At 58.9% G+C, this 15,759-nt stretch carries 13 protein-coding genes; 6 read left to right on the forward strand and 7 right to left on the reverse strand.

All coding sequences use genetic code 11. From position 1 onward, the window contains the following. Positions 1-35: 35 nt before the first annotated feature. Positions 36-395: a PilZ domain-containing protein gene (locus HG800_RS11275; RefSeq protein WP_169976714.1), complete on the reverse strand. Its 360-nt coding sequence runs from the start codon at positions 393-395 to the stop codon at positions 36-38. A gap of 234 nt (positions 396-629) precedes the next feature. On the opposite strand from HG800_RS11275, the gene HG800_RS26920 reads away from it, so the two are divergent. From HG800_RS26920 to HG800_RS11290, 3 genes are all read left to right on the forward strand, one after another. Continuing rightward, positions 630-986, forward strand: coding sequence for a PspC domain-containing protein (locus tag HG800_RS26920; RefSeq protein WP_182830363.1), 357 nt, complete (start codon positions 630-632; stop codon positions 984-986). Positions 987-1,007: 21 nt separating this feature from the next. Then, positions 1,008-1,256: a hypothetical protein gene (locus tag HG800_RS11285; protein WP_169976715.1), complete on the forward strand. Its 249-nt coding sequence runs from the start codon at positions 1,008-1,010 to the stop codon at positions 1,254-1,256. Between the two features lie 169 nt (positions 1,257-1,425). After that, positions 1,426-2,163 carry a queuosine precursor transporter gene (locus HG800_RS11290; protein WP_169976840.1) on the forward strand — a complete coding sequence of 246 codons (738 nt, stop codon included), beginning with the start codon at positions 1,426-1,428 and terminating at the stop codon, positions 2,161-2,163. A 92-nt stretch (positions 2,164-2,255) separates the two neighbouring features. On the opposite strand, the gene HG800_RS11295 is transcribed toward HG800_RS11290, so the two are convergent. From HG800_RS11295 to HG800_RS11320, 6 genes are all read right to left on the reverse strand, one after another. Further along, entirely contained in the window at positions 2,256-3,953 is a 1,698-nt protein-coding gene (locus tag HG800_RS11295) for a complex I subunit 4 family protein (RefSeq protein WP_169976716.1), read from the reverse strand. Positions 3,954-4,000: 47 nt separating this feature from the next. Continuing rightward, positions 4,001-6,319 carry an NADH-quinone oxidoreductase subunit L gene (gene nuoL / locus HG800_RS11300; protein ID WP_169976717.1) on the reverse strand — a complete coding sequence of 773 codons (2,319 nt, stop codon included), beginning with the start codon at positions 6,317-6,319 and terminating at the stop codon, positions 4,001-4,003. Between the two features lie 175 nt (positions 6,320-6,494). Next, positions 6,495-7,415 carry a PP2C family protein-serine/threonine phosphatase gene (locus HG800_RS11305; protein ID WP_169976718.1) on the reverse strand — a complete coding sequence of 307 codons (921 nt, stop codon included), beginning with the start codon at positions 7,413-7,415 and terminating at the stop codon, positions 6,495-6,497. A gap of 87 nt (positions 7,416-7,502) precedes the next feature. Beyond that, the gene (locus HG800_RS11310) at positions 7,503-10,700 is read right to left on the reverse strand and encodes an efflux RND transporter permease subunit (protein ID WP_169976719.1); all 3,198 of its coding nucleotides are present in this window, start codon (positions 10,698-10,700) and stop codon (positions 7,503-7,505) included. 206 nt (positions 10,701-10,906) lie between these two features. Continuing rightward, positions 10,907-12,310 carry an efflux RND transporter periplasmic adaptor subunit gene (locus tag HG800_RS11315; protein ID WP_169976720.1) on the reverse strand — a complete coding sequence of 468 codons (1,404 nt, stop codon included), beginning with the start codon at positions 12,308-12,310 and terminating at the stop codon, positions 10,907-10,909. A gap of 25 nt (positions 12,311-12,335) precedes the next feature. Further along, a complete protein-coding gene (locus tag HG800_RS11320; RefSeq protein WP_315852019.1) occupies positions 12,336-12,974 on the reverse strand; it encodes a TetR/AcrR family transcriptional regulator in 639 nt (212 codons plus the stop codon). Between the two features lie 214 nt (positions 12,975-13,188). On the opposite strand from HG800_RS11320, the gene HG800_RS11325 reads away from it, so the two are divergent. Genes HG800_RS11325 through HG800_RS11335 form a run of 3 tightly spaced genes read left to right on the forward strand, consistent with a single transcriptional unit; the run spans position 13,189 to position 15,754 of the window. Further along, positions 13,189-13,626, forward strand: a complete 438-nt coding sequence (locus HG800_RS11325; RefSeq protein WP_169976721.1) for a beta-lactamase hydrolase domain-containing protein — start codon at positions 13,189-13,191, stop codon at positions 13,624-13,626. 19 nt (positions 13,627-13,645) lie between these two features. After that, positions 13,646-14,506, forward strand: coding sequence for a M28 family metallopeptidase (locus HG800_RS11330; RefSeq protein WP_169976722.1), 861 nt, complete (start codon positions 13,646-13,648; stop codon positions 14,504-14,506). Between the two features lie 48 nt (positions 14,507-14,554). Further along, complete coding sequence (locus HG800_RS11335; protein WP_169976723.1) at positions 14,555-15,754, forward strand: DUF362 domain-containing protein; 1,200 nt, start codon at positions 14,555-14,557, stop codon at positions 15,752-15,754. Positions 15,755-15,759: the final 5 nt, after the last annotated feature.

Here is a 15,759-nt window from a genome sequence, read left to right on the forward strand (position 1 = left end):
CCCGCTCGGCATCTCCCGGAAGGCTCGGAGTCAAGTCAGTCGTCACTGTCCTGGATGCTTCCCAGCACGTTCCCGAAGCGAATTCCATGCGTGGCGGCTTCGTAGAGCTCGCTGGCGGAATCGAGGAATTCGATCCCGAAGGCCCCATTTCGATCGATCCGAACCACCCTGGCGGCGAGCCAGGGGGTTTGTTCGGGGTGATCCAGTCTCAGCCAAAGCGACTCACGTTTCGGAAGCTTGGCACCGGCCGAAACCAATGCTCCCGATCGGCTGATGTTGAGAATCCGACCGGGAGTCCTCCACCGAGCCCTCGGCTCCCAGACCTCGAGACTCATCAGGTGGTGCTCCAGGGTGGAGGCTCGCGAGAATCGGCGACGCTCGACAGCGTGAATCACTGGAGTTGCTCAGTTCGAAACCTTGGTTCGAGGATAACGACCCCGCACTCTACGACCAGCGAGGATGCCTCTCCTGAGACTTTAGAACGACGCGTCCTCCCTGTGAACTGGTTTCGTATCTCTCCGATTCCGATCGAGAATCGCTCAAGCCGCTGACGAATTCAGCGAAGAACATGAGAGGAGACCCCATCATCGACTCGTTGCGTCTCAGTGCTCGGAGAGGATTGCAGTCCCATGTCCAAACGATGCCCCTACTGCGATGAGGAAATTCAGGACGCAGCAATAAAATGCAAGCATTGCCTCACCTGGCTTGACTCACCCCGAAACGCCCCCTCTTCTCCCTATGCCTGGGAGGTCGGACCGGGCAAAGGTGGCTGGACCTTCGGCGCGCTTCGACGCCCCAGGCAGGACCGGATGATCGCCGGGGTTTGTGCGGCGTTCGGACGCTTTCTTGGGATCGATCCCACCATCATTCGCATCACCTACGCGGTGGTCACAGCCTTCACGGCTGGCATTCCGGGAGTCGTTCTGTATATCATCTTGGCGCTGGTCATTCCGCTCGAAGATGATCCGGACCGCTGGACCGTTTGACGACCTGGAGACTGCCGATTGATGGCCATGACGACCTCCCGGATCGGACTCGTGCTTCGCTTGATCGGTCCGGTCCTGGAAATCGTCTGCATTGGGCTGTTGCTAGGCAATTTTGGGCGAAATCGTTCGCTGTTCGGACAGCCCGCTGAGCCACTCCTGTATTTTGGGGTCGCCCTCGGCCTGGCAATGGTCGCCCTTGGCCTTGGCCTCAGTACCCCTCGTCCCGGTCGGCGGCCGAGGCAATCGAGCCAGTCGTCCCGTACAGAATGATCCGCAACCTCCTCTGCCTCGCTTCTTCCGCCCTATTGACCGGCCCAAGCCCGTCACCTTGCGATCGATCGGGAATCCCACGGCGGGGCTCCCGGACTGACTGCCCCCACTCGGACGGACCCCATTCATGGAGTCAGTGAATGATCCCGCGCCCGCCCGGCACGAGCCGATGTCGGGCCCGAATGCGTCCCCTTACACGACCGCTCGACTCATGCCCAAGGGCTACGGTCGAGTGTACCGCTATTACGACCTGATCATGGCCGCCTTCGTGACGGTCTTGCTCTGCACGAACCTGATTTCTGCCCCGAAGCGGGTCGAGATCGGTGGATTCGTCTTCGGCGCAGGTGTTCTGTTCTTTCCGATCAGCTATCTGTTCAACGACATCCTGACCGAGGTCTACGGCTACAAACGCTCTCGCAAGGTCGTCTGGGCCGGATTTGGGGCCCTGGCCTTTGCAGCATTGGTCAGTCAGGTTGTGATCACACTCCCAGCGGCCTCGAACTGGCCAAACCAAGAGATCTGGGAAACCGTCTTCGGCGGCACCTGGCGCATCATCCTTGCTTCCATGGCCGGTTTCTTCGCAGGAGAATTTATCAATTCGTATACGCTGGCCAAGATGAAACTCTGGACCGAGGGGCGTTTTCTCTGGACCCGCACCATCGGCTCAACCCTTACGGGAGAAGCGGCCGACTCGATGCTCTTTTACCCAATCGCCTTTCTTGGGCGTCCCGGATGGACCTGGGACGACGTGCTCACAGTTATGATTGCAAACTACTTCTTGAAAGTCATGTGGGAAGTGGTTGCAACCCCAATGACATACGCCGTGGTCGGCTTCCTGAAGCGTGCTGAGCATGAGGATTACTACGACCGCGACACGAACTTCACCCCCTTTTCCCTGGAAACCTGACCGACTGGCACGGATGATGGGCCTCCTCAAACCCGTCAGCCACGCGATTGCGGTGACCTCCCGAGTGTGGGCCGTGCCTTGCGTGCTGCCACTCAGCGATCCAATTTCGCTACCGAATCCATTCCATCACGATCATCATCGGCGACGGCTTCGGGTTCAGGGCGAGACTCGAAGCCGTTGGCTTCGACCACGGTTGCCACAACCCGATCCACGGCGGGGCTCATCCAGCCGATCAGAGTTTGCGGAAAGATTCCGAGCCAGACCGTCAAGACCACCAGTGGAATGGCGATCAAACGCTCTCGAAGGGACAGGTCCGGTAGGCCACGGTTTGCGTCGTTGCGTCCGAGAAGAACCCGTTGAAGGGTCCAGAGAATATATCCAGCCGTCAGCACCACGGACGCCGCGGCAAGAAGTGCAAGCACATAACTATAATTGAATGCCGAGAGCAACACGAACACCTCGGCCACGAACCCGCACAGCCCCGGCAACCCCATCGATCCAAAGAAGATCAGGAGCGTCACTCCGCCATAGACAGGCATCACATTCATGAGCCCCCCCATGCGGTCAAGTTCTCTCGTATGCAAGCGCTCGTAAACGACTCCCACGAGGAAGAACATCCCCGCCGATGTAATGCCGTGGGCGATCATCATGAACATCGCCCCATTGACCCCGTAGGCATAGTACTGCGGCGCAAAGAGATTCATCACCGATAGTCCAAGCAGGACATATCCCATGTGGCTGACCGAGCTGTACGCTACCAATCGCTTGAAGTCTGACTGCGCCATCGCCGCCAACGCGCCATAAAGGATGCTGGCCACCCCCAGCACCGCCACAAACCAAGACAGTTCGTACGCTCCGACCGGTGCGAGCGGCCAGGCCATCCGGATCAAGCCATAACCGCCGATCTTCAGCAACACTCCAGCGAGGATCATGCTGATCGGCGTCGGCGCCTGGACGTGTGCATCAGGCAGCCAGGTGTGGAAAGGGACGGACGGAAGTTTGATGAGAAACCCGATGAGGAACAGGACAAAGATCACCGATTGCACGCCGAATCCGAAGATGGTCCCAGAGAAGTGTTCCGAGGCCCCCATCAAGCGGATCGCGTCAAAGGTATACAGTGCCTCTGCCCCTTCCGGAGCATAGAAGTAGAGAATGAGGATCGCCACTAAAATGAATACCGACCCAAAAAGCGTGTAGAGCAAGAATTTGATCGCTGCATACTCTCGATTCTCTCCTCCCCACACACCAATGAGGAAATACATCGGCAAAAGCATAAATTCAAAGAATACGAAGAACAGAAAGAGATCAAGCGCCAGGAACACCCCCATCATGCTTCCCAGCAAGAGCAGGAACAGCGAGAAATAACCCTTGATTCCTGTTTCGATTCCCCAGGAAGCCAGGCAGGCTAGCAGACTGATCAACGCCGTGAGCAAGACCAAGCTTACGCTGATCCCATCAAGGCCCAGAAAATACTGAATATTGAAGTAGGGAATCCAGGGGCCTCGATACACGAGGTCGCCAGCGGCGTCGAGCGCCATCGGGAAACCGGTTTGCTCATCTGCGGTCAGCGTATTTCGTTCTGCACGTGCGGAGAGTGAAGCATCGGGGCCTGCTTCCCCGAGCGAGAGAAAGGCCCCGAACGCCACGATTGAAAGGACGAAGGTCAACGTTGTGATGCCAACCGCCGTTGTCTTGATCACCAGATCGTTTCGACCCGGCAAGCACAGGACGAGCACGCTGCCAACGACCGGGACAGCCCAGAGAAGACTCAGCAGCAGATTATCGCTCATGATCGATCTCGAAGCAGGTTCGGTCGAAAGGGATGTGCCACCAAAACTTAGCGGCTGATCCAGATAAAAATTCCAACCGATATCACTACGAAGGTGAATGAAAGCAGCATCAGATATCCCCGGAGCTTTCCGGTCTGAACCTGACGCAAGACGCTGCCAAAGAAGTAAAGAACCTGTGCCACCAGCATCACGAACCGATCGACGACCGCACGATCAATCGTCCGATTCCATCGGCTCAGGGCCACCACCGCCGAGGCAAGGCCATTGACGATCCTGTCGATTACAACCTGATCGAAGCGGGCCAGACCGCGAGCGATGCTCAGAACTGGGTTGACGACCAGAGCCCCGTAAATCTCGTCAACATACCACTTGTTGACGAAGAGAGTGTAAAGCCCACCAAAATGACGAGCCATCCGGGCCGGATCAATCCGCCGGATCGTCTTGCTCGGATGGTACGCCAAAAACGCCAGACCGACCCCAACGACCAGTACGAGCAAGGACGTAGACGCGGCCCACACTTCTGCCGAGCCCAGCGGCTGTGCCGGTAATGGTTCTCCGTAAGCGAGCCAGTTCTCGAGAACCGGATGAAACGGGAGACCAACCATCGCCAGCGGCAAGATCGTCAACGGCCAGCCGATCACCACCGTGGGGACCGCCAGGATGCGGAGCGGCCAGGTGATCAACGGGCCGCTCTCATGGGCATGAGCGACAGGATCGCGCTCGGCACCCGCTCCTTCCGACTCGCTTCGTGGCTCACCGGTGAAGATGAGAAACCACATCCGGAACATGTAAAACGCGGTCATTGCTGCTCCCACCGCGGGGAGAATCAACAGCAGCAGGTGTTTCGGTTCCGCTCGAACGAAGTGAATTGCCGAGGCCAGTATGGCATCCTTGGAGTAGAACCCGCTGAACAGAGGGACTCCCGAGATCGCGAGCGTAGCCAGAAGCATCGTCGTCGCAGTGATCGGCATCTTTCGACGCAGGCCGCCCAGCGGTCGCAGGTCATACGTATGGACCGCGTGATGAACGCTCCCCGCGCCAAGAAAAAGCAACGCCTTGAAAAACGCGTGGGTCACCAGATGGAACAACCCGGCCGCCCATCCCCCGACCCCAAGCGCCAGCATCATAAACCCCAGTTGGCTGACGGTTGAATAGGCCAGCACCTTCTTGTAATCGACCTGAACCAGGGCAATCGTTGCAGCAATGAAGAGCGTGACCCCGCCGGTATAGGCAATGATCAGCAGGACCTCTGTCGTAAACAAAGGGAAGAACCGCCCGACGAGATAGACACCCGCCGCCACCATTGTTGCCGCATGGATCAAGGCCGAAACGGGGGTGGGCCCCGCCATTGCATCCGGCAACCAGACGTGGAGCGGGAACTGAGCGCTCTTGCCCACGCAACCGGCGAACACGCCGAGGCCCGCCAGCACCAGAACCCAGTAGGGGACCAGGCGCTCGACTCCTCCCACCGAAACCGGCACAACCTCACCCGGATCGCGGGTCGTGATCCGTCCCAGCCCATCCAGCTGCCTGGATTCGACGCTCGCGAGGCCTGCGTTTATCTCCGCGATGTTGAACGTGCCAAACTGCGTCCAGAGCAAGCCAAGACCGAGAAGCATTCCTACATCGCCGATCCGGTTGGTGATGAAGGCCTTGTTCGCTGCGTTGCTGTTCGTCTTCTCCTCGTACCAGAATCCAATCAGCAAGTACGAGCAAATCCCGACCAGTTCCCAGAAGATGAACACCATGAACGCATTGGAGGCTGCCACAAGCCCGAGCATCGAGAAGCAAAACAGGGACAGATACGCGAAAAACCTGGGATACCGCGGGTCACCTGCCATGTAGGCCATCGAGTAGAAGTGGATCAGCAGTGCGATCAACGTCACCATCATGAACATGATCACTGTCAGTTGATCGACGTAAACCCCCATCGGGACCGTCAGCGGCCGGCCCTCTGCCGACAGTCGATCACCCAGTGCGATCCAGGTCCACTCTCCTGTCCATGCGAGCTTCTGGTCGTGACTTCCACCGTTGACCTTGGCCGAATTCGACCCGCCTTCCCCTTCCGCCCTAAGGGCGATGGGAATCAATCGCGCGTCGGATGCCTCGACCTGAGCATGGTCAACATCACCCCCGTCTCCCTCATCCTCCGAGGGGCCGTGATGATGCGGCGCGAGCATCCCCCCCGTCTCAGCGAAATACGACACAAACCCGATCGCTGAGAACAGGAACGATGCCGCAATTGCCCCTGAGGCAACCCAGGCATTCCACCGCCGCAATCCCCGGCTTGCCACAATCTGGATGGCAAATGCAACCAGGGGGATCAAGACGGAAGCGACGTAGAGCCATCCCTGCCACTGGTTCATGATGGCCTCGCTCCGAGGGGACCGGGCAGCCTCCCCTCGTACCGCGACCGACGGGGGGCCTCGCCCCATCGTCCAACGAGCCCGGGAACGGAGCGAGGAAGCGAAAATAATGGCACAATTCAGCCCTGAGTTGCAAGTCCTTGCCGTATCTTCCCAGATGCTCGAAGCGTCCCGATCAGCCGTGACGGATCGAGAATCGGGCCACAATCATCGCGACGTTATCGGGCGCTCCGGCATCGAGTGCACGTTGCAGCAACGATCGACAGGCCTCGCCTGGGTGGTCGTGCTCAGCAAGCTCCTGTGCGATGACCGCCTCGGGCACCGGCTCGGTGAGCCCGTCGGTACAAAGGATCAATCCATCACCATCCTGAATCTGGAGCTTGTGGATCTCGACATAGACCCCTTTGCTCGGCCCCCCCACGACATTTGTCACGACATTTCGAAGCCCTGACTGCTGAGCGTCTTCTTCCGTGATCGCCCCCGAATCAACAAGCATTTGCACGTACGTGTGGTCCCGAGTGACTCGGGAGAGCTTCCCCTCACGCAGCAGATACGCGCGAGAATCGCCCGCATGCGCAATATAGAGCGTATCGCAGACCAAGTACGCCATCGTCAAGGTTGTGCCCATTCCGCTCAACCCACGATGAGCTCGGGCTTTGCGATACACCTCCCGGTCGGCGTGTTCCAGGGCCTCTCGAAGTTCCGTGACCAGTTCGTCTCGTTCACCAGGCTCAAAGTGAAGGAACCATTTGAAGCAATTCAGGACGAAGTCCTCGACAGTGGCGATCGAAAGTGCGCTGGCCTGTTCACCCGCGGCCTCGCCACCCAGTCCATCGGCCACGACGAGCAAATGGGCCATCTCTTCGGCAGCCCGACCATCGTCGCGATGCGGGATACTGCTCCGACAGACATCGAGCCGCTTGGTCAGGCGCGCAATTAGAAAGTTATCTTCATTATTCGATCGTTTCAAACCACAGTCGGTCAGCCCGTCGCATCGCACTCGGAGACAAAGTTTCCCTCGCTCAGACGTCGCGGGGAACTCTACGGTTGAGTCCTCGATCAATGGGTTGCATTCTTCGGGTGTCGTGGTGGACATCACAAGAGTTCCCAGGGTGAGGTGGTCAGCTTCAAGTCCCATCAAGCCAGGCCCGACCATCCATCTCGCCTCAGACCAAGCGGCATGTCAACGACGATCCGACGCCGGGCCAGACATCGCTGCAACTTCACCCGAGTCTTCAGAAGGCTCAACGCCCGCGGGAGTCTCGTCTCGAAGTCGACCGTCATCATGGACCGAAAAGCGAATGCCGATCCGCCGTGTGAAGTTCGTCCACATGTCAAGGTAGACATAGAAGACCGGCGTGACCACCAATGCCAGCACCAGCGAGAGCATCTGGCCTCCAATGATCACCTTCGCCATGCTGGCCCGAGACCCTGCCCCCGGCCCCTGCCCCAGCGCGATCGGGATCATCGCCGCCACGAGCATGACCGTGGTCATCAAGATCGGCCTGAGCCTCAAATGGTTCGCCCCAATCACCGCGTCATGCCTGGGCCACCCTTCGTTCCTGAGGTCGTTCGTCGCATTGACCTGCAAAATGCCGTTCTTCTTGACAATCCCGACCAGCATGAACAGCCCGAACATGGCATAGAGGTCCATCGGCGTGTCCCAAAGCAGCATCGACAACAACCCGAAGGGAACTGTCACCGGCAACGCCATCAAGATTGCGATCGGCTGCAGCCAGCTCTCAAACTGAGCAGCCAGGATCATGTACATAAATACGGTCGAGAGGATGAACGCGACTGTGAAATAGACGAACGTTTCCTCGAGGGTTTTTGCCTGCCCCGACACAACAGCCCGGTAGCCGGGCTCCATTCCGATCTCATCAAGGATTTCATTCGAAAGCGAAACGATCTGACCAAGCGGCATGGTGTCGGTCGGATTGCCCAGCACGGTGACAATCCGCTCGCGGTCGAGCCGTTCGATCTCGGTCGGCCCCAGGTCCGACTCCAGTCGAGCGAGGCTTGTCAACTTCACGAGCCCCGCTGTGGGGGAGGCGAGGTTCAAATTTTCGAGTGCTTCGGGGGAGTTCCGGTCCTGGGGCTGGGCACGAAGCCAGACATCATATTGTTCCCCTCCGTCGCGAAACGTGGTGATGGGCAAACCACCGACCAGAACGCGAAGGCTATCACCGATCGTTGCCACGGGAATCTGCAGATCCGCGGCCCGTTCCCGGTCAATCGCAACCCGGACCTCAGGCTTGCTCAGCGACAGGGTTGTATCTAGGTCGGTGATGCCTCCGTGGGCCTCCAACCGATCCAGCAATTGCTGTGCGTAATCCGCCAGTTTATCCAGATCCGGTCCCGCCAGGTTCATCTGAAAAATCTGAGCCCGACGCCCTCCCTGAAAGGCCGAAACGTCGTTGACACTGATCCTCAAATCGGGATACGACTGAAGCAACTCCCGGGCCTGATCTTGAACCTCGAACTGACTGACGTCGCGTTCGGAAAGCTCCGGCATTCTTACATAGACCGATGCCTGAGTCACATCCCCCTGCCCCTTGACTTGCTGCCCCGTTGAGAGCGATCCGATCGTCGTGAACAGATTCTTCGAGCCCGGCAATAACCGAATCCGTTGCTCCAGCTCGCGCATCACTTGATCGGTCTGATCGAGGGTGTAACCCTCGGGGGTCGTCACAACCACCTCATACTCACTCTGATCGTCTCTCGGAATGAGCGAAAACCCAGTCGCCATCCCGATGGGATACGTGGCCGCGATCGTCACGATGGCCAGGGCCACGATAGCTCCCTTGTGTCGTAACGACCATCCGAGAATCCAACCGTAGCTCCGATCGACCAACCGATAGAACAGGCCCGCTTTCGATTTCGCCGGCCCCGAATGTCGGACCTCTTCGAGCTTCAAAAACCGGCTGCATAGCATGGGCGTCAGGGTGAACGAGACGAACAAACTCATCGCCACGGCAAACGCGACGACAAACCCAAAGCTCGCGAAAAACCTCCCAACGATTCCACCGATAAAGGCGATTGGAAGAAAAATCACGATCAAGGACAAACTCGTCGCGAACACCGGCAAGGCAATTTCTCTCGTGCCCAGCCGCGACGCCGTCATCCCGTCCATTCCGTCTTCTTCCATGTGTCGGAAGATGTTCTCGTGAACGACCACCGCGTCATCGATCACAATCCCAATAGCCAGAATCAACCCGAGCATGGTGATGTTGTTCAAGGTGAACCCCATCACGTCCATGAACAGGAAGGTGGGGATGATCGAGGTCGGAATCGCCAGGGTGGCGATGACCGTGGTCCTCCAGTCTCGAATGAACATTAAAATAGTTCCCGAGACAAGAATTCCCGCCAGCACGAGGTGAAACTTCACCTCCTCAATGGATTGTTCGATAAATCGAGACTGGTCTCGGATGATTACCGTCTCGATATCAGGCGGCAAGGCTTCCCTGAGTTCGCTCAGCCGCTCCTTGATCTCATGAGCCACCTGAACGGTATTGGTTCCCGACTGCTTCTGTACCACCAGGCTCACCGCATTCTGACCGTCGAGCCTCGCCAGCGATCGTGGCTCCTCGATCGAGTCCTCTGCGCGGCCGATGTCTCGGATGCGGATCGGATACCCACCTCGGGTCGCAACGATCAGGTCGTTGAATTCTTGCTCCGTCTCCAGACGGCCCAGCACCCTCAATATTTCCTCGCGGCTGCCGCGATCGACACGCCCCCCGGGCACCTCCAGGCTCTGCCGAAGCAACGCCGAACGCACATCCTCAATCGACAAATTCAGTGCTGCAAGTGCATCTGTATCGACAATCACATTCATCGCCCGGGTGCGACCACCCAGGAGCGAGATGGCCCCTACCCCGCTGACCGTCTCCAGCCGTTCCTTGATCTGACGACGCGCGATTTCCGTCACCTCTCGGAAGTCGCGCCGGCCGGACACCGCGATCGTCAGAATCGGAATCGAGTCCGTTTCGAACTTCGAAACCACCGGAGATTCAATCCCCTCGGGTAAGATCGGGAGAACCGCGTTGACCTTATCTCGAACCTCCTGTACGCCGACATCGGCATCCTTCGAAAGCTCAAACTGGACCGTAAGAACCGAAATCCCTTCATAGGTCACAGATCGAAGTTCCTCGATACCCGAGATGGTGTTCAATATATCCTCGATCGGTTTCGTGACCGAGGTTTCCATCTCCTCAACGCTGGCGTTCGGCAAGACGACCGTCACCGAGGCCACCGGGAACTCGACATCGGGGAACAGGTCCACCCCGAGTCGATTGTAGCTGACCACCCCGAGCACCACTGGGATCAACACGAGGACCCAGGTGAATACCGGTCTGTTGATGCAAACATCCGAGACGGTCATGACAGTTCCGGCCTCGAAAGAGGGAAAAAGTTCACGGCCCGACTATCCCATCGCATCGTGAGGTGATGACTACCCTTGTTCCAGCAGCCAAGAATCATCTCATCGGTTCTCGTTCGATCGGATCGAGTGTTGGTCCATCGGTGGTGTTCAGGGCAAACGTCTACCAGTTCATCCGTTCGATGGGTCGTCAGCTCCAGGGTCGATCGCTAGCGTGTGTCCTGGGATTCAGGAAGGGCGGTTTCCCCTTCCTCAGTCCCCTCGGAATTCAGGTCTTCACGAGGCACCACCGCGCTGCCGTCTGCAAGCCGGGTCTGGCCGCTGGTAATCACAACGGCCCCCTCAGGCAATCCACCGAGAATCTCGATCATCTCTCCGGACTGAACCCCGGTTCGCACCTGAACTTCATTCACGCGCTCCCCTTCACTCTCCGGATCCAGGACGAACAGCTTCACGACTCCGGCAAAACGGACGACCGCTTCAATCGGGACGAGCGTCGCGTCATCCTCTCTCTGGGTCACGATCCGGGCCTTCGCAAAGCTTCCTGGACGGAGAATCAACTCCTCGTTCGCAACCTCGGCCTCGACTTCGAAGGTTCGACTGACCGGGTCAATCCTCGGATTGATCCGGGAGATGGTGCCACGGAAGGTCGTGTCCGGATAGGACGCGACACGCAACTCTACCGCCTGACCCTCGGACACTCGGGCACCGAATCGCTCCGGGACATTCGCCCGAAGTCGTAAGGGATGCTCCAGGACGAGGTCGTACACCGGATCCCCTGGTCGGAGGAACTGACCCTCCGCCACATACCGCTGGCTAATCGCGTATTGAAGCGCTTCGATCGTCTCCACCCCGGGAGGTAAGACCGAGGGCCTCGGCGCTTCGATCGTCATTTCCCGAAGCACTTCGGTGGCTTGTTCCATCGCCACATAGGTCGACAGCGCGTTGGCGATCACCGTCCGGGCTGTCAGGATTGCGTTGTCCAGCGCAGCTTCGGCAACCCGCACTTCACTCTCGGCATCCTGCAATTCCTGAACGGTCCCCGCGCTTCGTGAGGCAAGTTGCCGTTGGCGGTTGAGCCGGATCTCAGCCAATTCCAGCGTGGCCTGGGCTTGCTTGACTGGAGGGGTGTTCCGGATGATCTGGATCACTTCGTCATTTTCGAGAATCGCTTCCGAGATTCCATACTGCGAGGTGAATCGGTCCGCAACATCCGAGCTAATGCCGAGCTTTACCAACTCTCCAAGGAGCCTTGACCGCGACTCCTCCACCGCAAACCGAGCGTCGACCGGATCCAGCTCGACCAGGGGATCACCCGGATTCACCCGATCTCCCACATCATGCTTCACGGCGATCACTCGACCGGTCTGTTTCGACCCGATCGTCACCTCCTCCCACCCGAGAAGGGTTCCTACCACCTCGATCGACCGCTCGACCGACTGCCGAACGGCCGGCGCTGTCGTGACCACAATCGGCGCGACCTCGGCGGTCGCACCCTCAAGTGACTGATCTCCAACCTCTCCACAACCCGAACCGAGGAACCCCATGATTCCCAGCAACGACGCGACTTGAGCCGAAATTCCCCGTCCGCGCCGAGATACGATCGCGATCATGAATTCCTCAATCAATGAAGGCCTGTCACTCGTTCCCCGTCCCGATGTCGGCTCGACCCGAAGCAAACCCGAACAACAATTCCTCAACCAGGCGACGCGCCAATCCTGCCTCAAGGTTCGCGCCTTGATAGAGATACTCTGCGGTGTAGATGGTAATCAGCCCCTGAACCGCTGCCGCGCATTGCCGGGAACGTTCCTCCGAAATCACTCCGGCTCGCCCGAGTCGGTGAGTGGCTTCATTCAAGAGTTCCGTCATCTGTCTACCAAAGAGAGCCACCTGCGACGACAGACCAGGCGTGTTCGGCCCAAAAAACAACGCATAAAGAAACCTCGCCCGATCCGGCTCCTCCCGACAGAAGGCAAGATGCGCCTCTACCTGATCGACGAGCGCTTCGACCGGATCGCCCGTCCGGTGAACAATGGAGCGCAACTCTTCGAGAAGACTTTGCATCGGTCGCGAAAGGAGTGCCTGGGCCAGTCCTTCCTTGCTTCCAAAGTGGTAGTAGAGCGTCGGCTTGGTCACCCCCGCTGCCTCGACAATCGCTCGGACCGAAGTCGCGTCGAACCCGCGATCCGCAAAGAGGCAAGCCGCGACGCGAAGAATCTCGCGACTCGTATCCCGTTTCTGATCGTCCTCAGCCAATGGACACGAGGGTTCAGACACCACGGCACCTCCACTCCTATACCGAACGGTAAGTAGAGTAATCCAGACTCCAAGACTCGTCAAGAGTGGCCTGATTCCTCTTCAATGCCCTCCTCAGGGTGGCAATGACGGGATCGGCTCGGGTACGCTCATCATTTATTGAGTCAAACCAGCCCTCGTCCCCTGGGTGTTCTCGGGTCAGGGCGATCAACGCACCGTAAGCCCGGACAATTTCATGCATCGACTCGCGATCCGGCCTTATCTGGAAATTGCCGGCCAGCCGAGCCACGAAGATTTGGTCGCGATCAGGGATGAAGGGTTCACCGCTGTCGTCAATCTTCGACGCCCTGACGAGCCTGACCAACCGATCGATCCCTCGACCGAGGGATCCCAGGTCCATGCGCTCGGCATGGATTACCTGAGTGTGCCAATCGGCGGAGAACCCCTCGGCGAGTCGCAGGTCAAAGCCGTTTGTGCGTTCCTCGATCAGCACACCGGTGGCAAGGTTCTGCTCCATTGCAAGCAAGGGGGAAGGGCCGCGGCGATCGCCCTGATCCATCTTGCGCAGGCTGAGCAATGGCCGGAGGACGAGGTGATTGATCGAGCCGCTGCCATCGGCGTGCCTCTTCCTCCGCCGCTTCGAGCAATGATCGAGTCCTACTTCGCCCGATGAATTTTTTCGGAGTTCCAAGATGCCTGTTGTCCGTCGTGTCCTTCCCCTCACCTCGCTCTTCGTGCTCTTGGCGGCACTCACCTCAATTGCCCAGGAACCAACGCCGACTCCCGTTCCGTCTGAGGAATTGCTCAGCGAGCTCGCTTCGGCCCCGCTCGATAATCCCGACCGTGTTCTCCGGCTCAAGGAACTGTTTGCGCAGGCCGGAGCCCCCCCCGAGGCAATCACGCTTCAGGATGTTCCCGGACGCGAACCCGAACAGCCCGTCCTTCAGAATGTCATTGCGACCAAGCCGGGAGAAACCGACAAGGTCATCGTTGTTGGAGGCCACCTCGACAAGGTCCCGGCTGGTCACGGAATCATCGACGACTGGTCCGGCGCCTGCATGACCACCAATTTGTACCAGGCCATCAAGGATCTCCCGACCCGTCACACCTTCGTCTTCATGGGCTTTGCGCACGAGGAGCTTGGCTTGCTCGGTTCCCGGCTCTATGTCCAGGAACTCGGTGACGAAGGGGTTGCCTCCATTCGGGCGATGGTCAATCTCGAGTGCCTTGGCGCCGGCGGGCCGTTCGTCTGGTCCAACGGCTCGAACGATGCCCTGGAAGCCATTGCTCATCAGGTTGCCAGGGACAACGAGCTCCCACTCGAAAGTCACATCATCCGGGGGGTCGGGGCCGATTCCATCCCCTTCGATCAGGTCGGCATCCCCACCATTACCTTCGACGGCCTGCCGCTCGATCGATTCGAGTTGATCCACTCTGACAAGGATCGCTTCGAAAACGTTGACACCAAGGTCTACGAAACCACCTACTCGCTCGTCCTCAACTACCTCCTGGAACTTGACCAATCCGAAGACATCCCGGAAAACAGTCGATAGTCCCTGGCGAACCCTTTTCCTTTCCTTATCCGATTCAGGAGTGAGCCGATGCACGATCATCCCGCACCCGATGGACTCTGCCTCCCCCGCCGAGGCTTCCTGACTGGCGTGGCGGCTCTCTCGGCGCTGGGCGCTCTGAGAGCCTCGGCCCAGGAACCAGGGGCCGCGGTCGATCCTGCCGTCCTTGACGGGCCGCTCGGGATTCCGGGACCCTACCCCGGCCGGGTCATCGAGGTCCGCAAACCCGGCATGATCACCTCCGGCGTTCGAGATCGCGCTGCCATCAAGACCGCGCTCAACCGCGGCATGGCCGAGCTGACCGGCGCAGACGATGCCGTCTCGGCCTGGCGATCCTTCTTCGAACCCGGCGATGTCGTCGCCATCAAGATGAATCCCGTCGGCCGACCGCTGGCCAACAGCTCAACCGAGCTGATGCTCGAAGTTGTCGAAGGGCTCAAGTCCGCCGGCGTCAAGACGCGCGATATGTTCGTCTTCGAGCGCTACCGATCGGAACTCATCGATGCCGGGATGCACGAAGGGGTTCCCGATGGCATCGCCTGGGGAGGCTTGACTTATGGCAACGACCCCTCGCAGCTTGAAATTGCCTGGCCCGATGGGGACGCCGTTTCCGGCTACGATCCTGACGAATATGTCTCGATGAACCTGATCCACCGGGATCATGATCCCAAGGACGACCGTGCCTTCCGATCACACCTGGGCACCCTCATCACGCGAAAGGTGAACAAGGTCGTGCTCCTGCCGGTCCTCAAGGACCACGGCTCCGCCGGCATTACCGGAGCGCTCAAAAACATGAGCCACGGTCTGGTCAACAACGTTGCCCGGTCGCACAGCTCGGCCGAGGCGAACGTCTGTAACCAGTTCATCCCAGAGGTCGTCAACCACCCCATCATTCGTAAGAAGTGCGTCTTGCAGATCATGGATGGCATCGTCGGCGTCTACCAGGGGGGGCCGTTCGCCCGGGCCGAGAATCCCCACTGGACCTGGGAAAACAACGCCCTTCTGCTCGCCACCGACCCGGTCGCCATGGACCGGATCGAGTGGGACATGATAGACGCCAAGCGTCGACAAATGGGTCTCGCTCCCGTTGGCGCCGTCGGAAAGCTTGGCATTGATGCCGAACGCGAAGGATTCGACATGCGGCAACCGCAGCATGTCATCCTCTGCGGCTACCTTGGGCTGGGCGAATATCGCCCTGAGAAGATCGAGCACCGCATCGTCAACGCTTGATCCGA

It is taken from the genome of Tautonia rosea (genome assembly GCF_012958305.1).
Lineage (GTDB): Bacteria > Planctomycetota > Planctomycetia > Isosphaerales > Isosphaeraceae > Tautonia > Tautonia rosea.

What these genes read in the sequence shown, in the direction of transcription:
- HG800_RS26920 (WP_182830363.1), top strand. Translation starts at nt 630, where the DNA reads ATGTCCAAACGATGCCCCTACTGCGATGAGGAAATTCAGGACGCAGCA.
- HG800_RS11285 (WP_169976715.1), top strand. Translation starts at nt 1,008, where the DNA reads ATGGCCATGACGACCTCCCGGATCGGACTCGTGCTTCGCTTGATCGGT.
- HG800_RS11290 (WP_169976840.1), top strand. Translation starts at nt 1,426, where the DNA reads ATGTCGGGCCCGAATGCGTCCCCTTACACGACCGCTCGACTCATGCCC.
- HG800_RS11295 (WP_169976716.1), bottom strand. Translation starts at nt 3,953, where the DNA reads ATGAGCGATAATCTGCTGCTGAGTCTTCTCTGGGCTGTCCCGGTCGTT.
- nuoL (WP_169976717.1), bottom strand. Translation starts at nt 6,319, where the DNA reads ATGAACCAGTGGCAGGGATGGCTCTACGTCGCTTCCGTCTTGATCCCC.
- HG800_RS11305 (WP_169976718.1), bottom strand. Translation starts at nt 7,415, where the DNA reads ATGTCCACCACGACACCCGAAGAATGCAACCCATTGATCGAGGACTCA.
- HG800_RS11310 (WP_169976719.1), bottom strand. Translation starts at nt 10,700, where the DNA reads ATGACCGTCTCGGATGTTTGCATCAACAGACCGGTATTCACCTGGGTC.
- HG800_RS11315 (WP_169976720.1), bottom strand. Translation starts at nt 12,310, where the DNA reads ATGATCGCGATCGTATCTCGGCGCGGACGGGGAATTTCGGCTCAAGTC.
- HG800_RS11325 (WP_169976721.1), top strand. Translation starts at nt 13,189, where the DNA reads ATGCATCGACTCGCGATCCGGCCTTATCTGGAAATTGCCGGCCAGCCG.
- HG800_RS11330 (WP_169976722.1), top strand. Translation starts at nt 13,646, where the DNA reads ATGCCTGTTGTCCGTCGTGTCCTTCCCCTCACCTCGCTCTTCGTGCTC.
- HG800_RS11335 (WP_169976723.1), top strand. Translation starts at nt 14,555, where the DNA reads ATGCACGATCATCCCGCACCCGATGGACTCTGCCTCCCCCGCCGAGGC.